The 3,805-nt window shown below is 66.6% G+C and carries 5 protein-coding genes; 4 read left to right on the top strand and 1 reads right to left on the bottom strand.

Going from position 1 to position 3,805, the window contains the following annotated elements; all coding sequences use genetic code 11:
- Positions 1–23: 23 nt before the first annotated feature.
- The 4 genes from H7290_RS08335 to H7290_RS08320 all read left to right on the top strand — a co-directional run bounded on the left by H7290_RS08335 (position 24) and on the right by H7290_RS08320 (position 2,727).
- On the top strand, positions 24–290 hold the full coding sequence (locus H7290_RS08335; protein WP_290513554.1) for a type II toxin-antitoxin system Phd/YefM family antitoxin: 267 nt from the start codon (positions 24–26) through the stop codon (positions 288–290).
- On the top strand, positions 287–565 hold the full coding sequence (locus H7290_RS08330) for a type II toxin-antitoxin system RelE/ParE family toxin (RefSeq protein ID WP_290513553.1): 279 nt from the start codon (positions 287–289) through the stop codon (positions 563–565). The genes H7290_RS08335 and H7290_RS08330 overlap by 4 nt, the downstream gene beginning before the upstream one ends.
- A gap of 337 nt (positions 566–902) precedes the next feature.
- Complete coding sequence (locus tag H7290_RS08325) at positions 903–1,223, top strand: putative quinol monooxygenase (RefSeq protein ID WP_290513552.1); 321 nt, start codon at positions 903–905, stop codon at positions 1,221–1,223.
- A gap of 1,129 nt (positions 1,224–2,352) precedes the next feature.
- On the top strand, positions 2,353–2,727 hold the full coding sequence (locus H7290_RS08320; RefSeq protein ID WP_290513551.1) for a hypothetical protein: 375 nt from the start codon (positions 2,353–2,355) through the stop codon (positions 2,725–2,727).
- 245 nt (positions 2,728–2,972) lie between these two features.
- Here the strand turns inward: H7290_RS08320 and H7290_RS08315 are convergent, their stop codons facing one another.
- A complete protein-coding gene (locus H7290_RS08315; RefSeq protein WP_290513550.1) occupies positions 2,973–3,332 on the bottom strand; it encodes a YciI family protein in 360 nt (119 codons plus the stop codon).
- Between the last annotated feature and the right edge of the window lie 473 nt (positions 3,333–3,805).

Below are 3,805 nucleotides of genomic sequence, written 5' to 3'. Positions count from 1 at the left end.
CGACAGGCGCCACAATTGTGTCCATGTCTGTTGAGCCTCTGCGCGATGTGCGTAACCACTTCAGTGACGTCGTCGACCGCGTCGAACACGAGCACGAGCGCGTCACCGTGACGCGCAACGGGCGGCCCGTGGCCGTGATCATCAGCCCAGCCGACTTGGAGGAGCTGGAAGAGACGCTCGCGGTCCTCAGCGATCCCCGCGCGCTGGCCGACATCCGCGAGGCAGACGCGTCCTATGCCGCCGGTGACGTCGTTCGCGGCGCCGAGGCCGTGCGCGCTTTGCGGTCGTGAGCGACAGTGTCTACGAGCTGGTGCTGACCCCTCCGGCGACCCGGGCTATCCGTTCTGGCCTGCCCGAGAGTGTGGCGGCGGCTGTCATCGAGTTTCTGATCGGCGCCCTGGTCGAGAATCCTCAGCGAGTCGGCAAACAGCTGCGCGGCGACCTGGCGGGTATCTTCGCCGCTCGCCGAGGCACCTATCGAGTGCTGTACCGGATCAACGAGGTCGAGCGGGAAGTCGTGGTCCTCAGAATCGAGCACAGGCGCGACGCCTACCGCCCCAGATAAGCGCAATGGCCGCGCAGAGGAAGGACTACTTGCGGTGGTATGACGCGAGTCCAAGGGCCGGCGGATGACGCGTTCAGCAAGTAGGAGCGGACGTGCCGAAAGCAGATGCGTACGCGCAGCGTGTGGGTGACCGATGGGGACGCTGTGGGCACGTGTACGGGCTGGAACCGCGCGGCGCGGCGGGTCCTGGAGAAGTTGGGGTTTGGCGAGACGGGTGAGCTGGCGTGCGATGCCGTCCAGGTGACGACCTGCTGACCGTGGGAGAGTGAACCAAGCGTGTCGCCCACCGGAGATCCAGGCGGGTGACGGCGCCACCCCCACCCGAACGAGGAGAGCCTTGATCTACATCACCGTCAAGAAGAAGCTCAAGCCCGGCACCGCGGACGCCTACCTCGCGGCGAGCCAGGCCTACACCGACGCGACCCGCGCCGAGCCGGGCAACAAGTGGTACGAGCACTACCGCAGCGTCGACGACCCCGACACGATCCTGACGATCGAGGCCTTCGACGACGCCGCGGCCGGCGAGGCGCACGTCAACTCGGAACACTTCCAGCAAGGGGTCGACGGCGACGCGAAGCAGTACATCGCCGAGCGCCCCGACATCCTCTACATCGACGCCGCGGACCGCGACGGCTGGGACAAGATGTCGGAGTTCTGAGCTGATCGATGGGCGCGTGGTGAGCGGGATCCCGCTCACCACGCTCTCGCCACCTCCCGAGCGCCCCGGCACCAGCTGGTGCGTCGCCGCGTCATCGCCACGTACGGCCCAACGCTCTGCCGACCCCAGCCCCGGATGACTCTCAGAGGAGGCCGAGTGCGACCGCGTGCCGGTGTACGCGTCGGTGTTGGCCGAGAGCACGAGGGGCACGTCCTCGGTCAGGTGTCTGAGACCTCCTCCACCCGACCATCGCCCAGGTCGCGCCGGACCTCGCGGATGTAGATCGGGAGGATCCGTCCCGGATTCGCCGATAAGCACGAACCGCAAACGAGGGTGGAGATCGAGGATTTCCTGGATGCGACGCGGGTTCTGCTCGCGACCGGTGGAGGTGGCGACTTCGATGTCGCGACATCCATCCCAGTCTTGAGTCAGTCCCGGGAGTCCCGCCTCAACTGCTGATGGGTGCCAGGTGACGTCGACCGTGAGGGGCCCTACCCACGGCGTGAGCACCGTCAAGCATTCGTGGACCTCGACGAGGTCACCGGCAGCGCGGGCCAGATCAGGCCACAGCTGTGGAGCCAGGCGTCCGACGACCAGAAGCGGTGCCGCTTCCAGCCCCGCCGCGAGCAAATTGCGAGCGAGCAATGCGTGCTTTCCCGCACAGGTACCGGCTCCGGCAATTTGAGTGCTGGCAGCGTCGGGGGGCGCGGGCCATCGGTATGGCGAGCGTTGGACGTCACGAGCAAGAGGGACCAGATCTTGGGGCGTCACTCGCAGAATGTCCTACACGCTCGACGTTGAACGAGCCGCCGCCTTTGTGGCCCTCGGAGCACAGCCATCATGTCGGTCCCCCGAATCTGAGGTGCGCGCGGCATCTTGGGTCAAGACTTCCTGACGTCGTGCGTTTTGAGCCACGTGTCGAACTTCTGTGGCTCAGGAGTCGGCCGCTCGTCGCAACGGGCGACACTCGGCGAGGTGTTTGAGGTAGAACTTTGCATACGTCTGTCAGTCGCGGTCGTATGCGGCAAGCGGTTCATCCCAGCCTCGGCGGTCGATCGTCGCGCAGCAACCCAGACCTGTCTACGTGTAGCAACTCCGAGAAATATCCTGCAAGCGGCACCGACTATCGTTGAGCGCGATGCTCACCCGACGCGACGCTGCCCAACGCTTGAACATCCCCCTAGAGATGGCCACCCGGCACGGCCTGCCCACGAAGCTCACCGAAGCACAACTGGGTGAGATCGAGGGCAGCCCGCCGCCGTGGCTGGTCCAGTCCCGTGCCAACCGGACCGGCAAGAAGCTGGTTTGGGTCGATCTGGTGTGCAATGTCTGCGGGTTTGCGGAGAAAGCCCGGCCGAAGAAGTGGTGGCCGACGTTCACGTACGTCAGTTGCGACTCCCATCAGCACTCCGACCTACCGCGTCCGCTCCGCGGCAACCACCGTGAGGAAATCCTGGGCATTGGCAGCCGGTTTGTCGGCTGGGTCGACGCCCCGCTGGACTGAGCCGACCGTTAGCCGCAGCGAGGGGGTGGGAACCTGTACTCCGCCTCGACTGACTACGTCGCCCACAGCACCCGATCGGCAGGCGCGGACACCGACCCCACGACACTCAGCCGCCGGTGGTCGGCCCGCCCCCGAGCACGCTTCGCCTCGGGGTATTGCGTCTTATCGCCGCCTCGGAGATGTGGCTTATGCCGTCGCCACCCGTCGGGTCGCACCCCGGGGACACGGGCAGTGCCGACCCGGCATCAGCCTCGCATTGAGCCGCCCATGATCGGGCGGATCTCCTGCGGCCAGCCGCATCCCTCCGCGACCCGCCCGCCCCAGTAGCGGGCCTGCTCCTCAGTCTCCACGTCGATGACCGTGAACCCACCCAGCCACTCCTTGGACTCAGCAAAGGGCCCGTCGGCGAAGGTCAGCGTGCCGCTGGTGTCGTCAGCGCTGAACGCCTGGTCGAGCTCCTCCACGAGCCCGCCGGCGAACACCAGCACACCCTCGGCCTTCATGTCCTCGACGACCGCCCGTGATGTTGGTCCGCGACCGCGGAACCACTCCTCGTCGTGGTCGCCGACCCACTGCTGGTTGAAGAAGATGAGGTACCCGGTCATGGCTGCTCCTTACCGCCGCGGCGGACTCTGCGTCCGCTCCACCTTTACGACGAACAGCATGCCGCTCAAACGACAGGTGTGGGTGGGGAAGTTCGCGGCCGGCCGGGTTCAGGGCAACACCTTGTGCCGGTACCCCGTACACGTGGTGGGGGTCGCAACACCCCCGACGTAGGAGACCTCCCGCTCGTACGCACTGGGGGTCCTTAGCTACGGCCATGATCGAAGCCGCGCCACCCAGCGCCTACGGGCGCGGGTGATCTGCCCTCACATGCCGACGTGCGGGCGCCGGTCCTCGATGATGTCCCCATGGCAGTAGGCGAACTTCCGGCGCAGCCGACCGCGATGCTGCGAGCGGCACCCTTCACCTACGAGCAGGTTGGGGCGACCGCCTCCGGGCGACCGGCGGGATACGACTGGTTGGAGCGGTCCGCGCCGTTGGTCCGTCGAGACTTCGAGGGCGCATCAACGGACCT

The organism is Aeromicrobium sp., from assembly GCF_014378035.1.
Taxonomy (GTDB): domain Bacteria; phylum Actinomycetota; class Actinomycetes; order Propionibacteriales; family Nocardioidaceae; genus Aeromicrobium.
This window is presented reverse-complemented; position numbering and strand designations above follow the sequence as displayed.

Excerpts from the sequence above, each read along its gene's own strand:
- H7290_RS08335 (WP_290513554.1), top strand. The coding sequence starts at position 24 with ATGTCTGTTGAGCCTCTGCGCGATGTGCGTAACCACTTCAGTGACGTC.
- H7290_RS08315 (WP_290513550.1), bottom strand. The coding sequence starts at position 3,332 with ATGACCGGGTACCTCATCTTCTTCAACCAGCAGTGGGTCGGCGACCAC.